This window comes from Hymenobacter profundi, from assembly GCF_019334315.1.
Taxonomy (GTDB): domain Bacteria; phylum Bacteroidota; class Bacteroidia; order Cytophagales; family Hymenobacteraceae; genus Hymenobacter; species Hymenobacter profundi.
On sequence record NZ_JAHWGL010000188.1, the window covers coordinates 1 to 3,049 of the forward strand.

Here is a 3,049-nt window from a genome sequence, read left to right on the forward strand (position 1 = left end):
CTTCCCTTCCTCCCCCCGGAAACCCGGGAAAGGGGACCGGCAGAAGCCCCCCCTCTTTCAGAAAGAAATAAAACGGCCGCGGGCCCCGCCCTCCAGCACACCCAAACCCCCCACCCCTGTGGCTAACTGGCTGGCTGTGGCTTTTCTACAGCAGCTCCAAAGCCGCTTCGTTGCCTTGCTGGATGGCTAGATCGTGGGCCGATAGGCCACGCACGTCGCGGATGCTGGCGTCAGCACCTGCTTCCAGCAAAATGGGTATCAACTGGTTGCGGCCAAACAGGGTGGCAAACATGAGGGCTGTGCCGCCGTTGCCGTTCTGCAAATCCAGGTTGGCGCCGTGGGCAATGAGCTGCCGTGCAATTTCGGGGTAGCCTTTGAAGCATACGCCCATCAGGGCGGTGTTGCCAGCGCGGTCTTGCACGTTTACATCGGCGCCGGCCTCTAACAGCAGTTTCGTAGCCTCTAGGTGGTCGTCGTAGGCGGCAATGATAAGCGGCGTGAAGCCTTTGGCATCCTGCGTATTAACGTCGACGCCCGTGGCGAGCAGTTCGCGCAGGTAGGCTACGTCGCCCCGACGGGCGGCATCAAACAACAGGTCTTCGGGGCGAGCGGAGGTGAATGTATTTTCCAAGGAAAAAAGCTTAGTGATGATGCTGATACGATGGCCTACGCGGCTGGTTGTACCAACCAAGCGTAGCAGCAGGATGTTTTAGCGGGCGGGCACCGGGTAGCGCGCAAACAGTTCGTCCACACTGTTGTTGATCTGCTCTACCTGCCGGTGGGGCTTTTTGGTGAGGGCGCCGGCTACGTTGCCCTGCCACACCAGCGTATTGCGGGCGGCATCTACCACATCTACAGTAGTGGTGCCCTCGCGGTAGGCCCGCACAGGCACTTGCTGGCTTTGCCAGCCGTAGCGGCGCTGCCCCGCATACGGAGGGGCCTCCCAAATTTGCGTTTCGCGGGTTTGCATCTTATCGGCTACCACTACCCCCACGTGCACCCACACATCGGGCTGGGGGGCGCGGCGGTAGCCCCGCTGCTCTAGCTGGCGGGCAATAGCTGCCTGCCAGATGGGTAGGGTGGGACTCATTACCTGGTAGCCGGCCTCATTGCGGGCGTCGGTGGTTGGAAAGTTGTAGGTGTGGTAGACCGTAAAATCGGTTCCGGCCATTTGGTCAACAGCCGTAACCTGTGCGCTGGGAGCACAGGCGCCCAACCCCAGCAAGAGTGGCAGTAGCTTCTTCATGTACCCGTGTACGCAACACGGCCTTGGGCGGCCTACCCAGAGCGTCACTACAATGCACAAAGCCCCCACCACCAGACTTAGCTGATGGTGGGGGCTTTGGCTAACTTCTCCAACTGCCTAGCGCCGGGCAAACAAGCCGCGTGTGCCGTTTCCTTTGTACTGTTTGCAATACGGACGATGTACGTAGCCATGTCCACGCTTGAGCGCCCGGGTAAATGGGGTACCTGCTAGGGCATCTCCCATCGAAAGAAGTACGGCAACCAACACAAAAAGAACAGCACGCAGGGCAGTAGAAGAGAGCATGATTAGGGCAATAAATAAGGTGTAGAAAAGAGCTGTACTGCCGGGCTTACCCCCGTAGTAGTTCTTTAAAACAACCCAATTAAATAGCGAAAAACCTATTTTCTCGATGTTTGCACTCTTCTTATAGCTGAAGTGATTTATTGAGCCGATGAATTGATTCAATATTGGACATTTTTCCAATATTGAGAATAAGGTTTTCTGATTGCACATCGAAAATGGGATGCAGCCAGTATCTCGCTCTTAGTGCAAGGGCCTCCGTTTCACCATCCCGCCCTTGGTATCGCGCACGCTGCTCATCACTACAAAAGCATTGGGGTCAATCTTGTCGATTTCGTCGGTGAGGCGGGTCACCTCCAGGCGCGTCACTAGCGTAAAGATGATATCGATAGTACCCTGATCCTGCCCTTGTGTATTGTACCCGCTTTTGCCCACGTAGAGGGTAGCACCGCGGCCCAGCTTCTCGGTTACCATGCGCCGGATGGCTTCACTTTTGGGCGAAATGATGGTCACGCCCGTGTATTCCTCAATGCCTTCAATGATAAAATCGACCATCTTGGCAGCGGCCAGGTAGGCAAGAATGGAGTAAAGGGCCGTGGTGATGGAAAGCAGCAGCGCTGCCACGCCAAAGATGACGATGTTGATGAGCAGAATAATGTCTCCTACCGTCAGGGGGAGTTTCTTGCTGAGGTACACGGCCAGAATTTCGGTGCCATCGAGCACGGCGCCGCCACGCACAGCCAGTCCGATACCAGAACCCAGAAAGAAGCCCCCGAACACGGCGGCCAGCAACTTGTCTTCAGCCAGCACCGAAAAATGCACGGAGTACAGCACCGTGGCCAGCCCCAGAATAGCGGCTAGCGTACGCGCCGCGAAGCCGCGCCCCAGCTGAAAATACCCCATCACCACAAATGGAATGTTGAGCACCACAATCAGCAATGGCAACGAAAGATGGGTGGTGTGGTTGGTGAGCAGCGAAATACCCGTTACGCCTCCATCGATAAAGCCATTGGGTAGCAAGAAGCTTTCGAGCCCCAGCGCAGCCGAGAAAATACCGGCCACCATCATAAGGCCCTGTACTACCTGCTTACGCCACCAACGTGGCCCGTATACTGTCGGATGAGCCTCGTCTTCGTGCGGTGGAATGGTTTCGGTGGCCGCGGTGGCGGCAGCGCCTTTGGGCTGGTTTTGCAGCTCGGCGGGGGTAGGCTTAACAGGCATGCGAAAGGAAATATGGTCCCTATACGTAGGAACGGCTTGGAGTTGGGTGCCTACCGCACAATGCCTCTACTTCTCGTTGCGCATTTCCTGGCGGCGCATGGGCATTTTGTCGATGGTGCCGAACAGGGCATCGGGAGGTAGGGGCGTGGCGCTACGTTGTTTCACGCCGCCGTCTTTGCCGATTAACAGCACGGTGAAGCTGTCGGCGGACAGCTTCAGTTCCTGGCGGGCGTATTGGCGGTCGGCAGCGCTTAGCTGGCTTTCAATGACATCGAGCACCAG

Annotated in this window: 5 protein-coding genes; all 5 read right to left on the minus strand. The window is 57.1% G+C overall.

Features of this window, described 5'->3' with window-relative positions:
- Positions 1-145: 145 nt before the first annotated feature.
- The gene (locus KYK14_RS21740; protein WP_343217151.1) at positions 146-649 is read right to left on the minus strand and encodes an ankyrin repeat domain-containing protein; all 504 of its coding nucleotides are present in this window, start codon (positions 647-649) and stop codon (positions 146-148) included.
- 60 nt (positions 650-709) lie between these two features.
- The gene (locus KYK14_RS21745; protein WP_185281074.1) at positions 710-1,246 is read right to left on the minus strand and encodes a DUF4136 domain-containing protein; all 537 of its coding nucleotides are present in this window, start codon (positions 1,244-1,246) and stop codon (positions 710-712) included.
- Between the two features lie 117 nt (positions 1,247-1,363).
- Positions 1,364-1,711 carry a hypothetical protein gene (locus KYK14_RS21750; RefSeq protein ID WP_219161748.1) on the minus strand — a complete coding sequence of 116 codons (348 nt, stop codon included), beginning with the start codon at positions 1,709-1,711 and terminating at the stop codon, positions 1,364-1,366.
- Positions 1,712-1,789: 78 nt separating this feature from the next.
- Positions 1,790-2,767, minus strand: a complete 978-nt coding sequence (locus KYK14_RS21755; RefSeq protein WP_185281076.1) for a YitT family protein — start codon at positions 2,765-2,767, stop codon at positions 1,790-1,792.
- Positions 2,768-2,833: 66 nt separating this feature from the next.
- On the minus strand, positions 2,834-3,049 hold a 216-nt coding region (locus KYK14_RS21760), incomplete at its 5' end, for a DUF4174 domain-containing protein (RefSeq protein ID WP_219161749.1).

Excerpts from the sequence above, each read along its gene's own strand:
- KYK14_RS21745 (WP_185281074.1), bottom strand. The coding sequence starts at position 1,246 with ATGAAGAAGCTACTGCCACTCTTGCTGGGGTTGGGCGCCTGTGCTCCC.
- KYK14_RS21755 (WP_185281076.1), bottom strand. The coding sequence starts at position 2,767 with ATGCCTGTTAAGCCTACCCCCGCCGAGCTGCAAAACCAGCCCAAAGGC.